The 921-nt window shown below is 65.0% G+C and carries 1 protein-coding gene; it reads right to left on the bottom strand.

Annotated features, from left to right (window positions below):
• The coding region (locus tag ABGB16_RS33815) for a hypothetical protein (protein WP_347672113.1) at positions 1-921 on the bottom strand (921 nt) is incomplete at both ends.

The following is a 921-nucleotide window of genomic DNA, read 5'->3' as shown; positions in this document are numbered from 1 at the left end:
GTCGAGGCGGGGTCCGGCTTCGTAGAGCATGTATTGGACGCCGCCGTCGGTGCCGAATGCTGGGGCTGCGACGCGGCCGTTGTCTGATGCGATTGGTCGGTGGAACACTCCGAGGTGGACTTCGCGGTCGAAGTTGTTGCCGATTTCGGTGAGGTACATGTTGCCGCTGTTGCCGTGGTAGGCGAGGTATGCGGTGCCGTTGCGTTTCAGCAGGTGTGCTCCGGAGATGTCGGTGAGTCCGTCGCCGGAGGGTGAGACGAGGGGGTTCGGGTCGAACTGCCAGCCGCTCCAGCCGTTGGGTGACCAGCCCCAGAAGATCTTTCGGGCGCCGGGTCCGATGGTGTGCAGGCCCATGAACACCATGACGTAGCGGTTGTTCTTGCCGGCTACGGAGTGTTCGAAGACTCGTGCGTAGGAGGTTTCGGTGGTGTTGGGCACGAGTCTGGTGGAGAGGATGGGTGTTTCGTCGGTGAAGTGGATGCCGTCGGTGGATCGGGCGACGCGGGTGGTGTAGTTCTCGCCGTGGAAGTAGAGGTAGAACTGTTGGGTGGGGGCGTCCCAGATGACGTGTGGTGAGGACACGTGGCTGACGGTGGTGGTGGGTAGGTAGCGGTCGATGATGGGGTTGTTGGGGTATTCGGTGTAGGGGCCTTCGAGTCGGTCGGCGTAGGCGAGGCAGATTCCGCCGGGTGCGTCGTGGGGGGCGTAGTAGAGGTAGTAGCGGCCGAGGTAGGTGTCGAGTTTGTCGTAGACGCCGCGGACGCAGGGGAAGATGAATTCGCCGGTGGGGTTGTAGCGCAGTGGTCCGGTGAAGGCGTCGCGGACGTATTGGTAGTTGGGGAAGCCGGCTGGTGCGGCGAGCGCGGGCGTGGGTGCGGCGGCGAGGCCGGCGCCGGTGGCGGCGACGCCGGCGGCGGCCGC

The organism is Micromonospora sp. B11E3 (assembly GCF_039871625.1).
In the GTDB taxonomy this organism is placed as follows: Bacteria; Actinomycetota; Actinomycetes; order Mycobacteriales; family Micromonosporaceae; genus Micromonospora.
The sequence above is the reverse complement of the archived record's forward strand: the minus strand, read 5'-3'. Positions and strand labels throughout refer to the sequence as shown.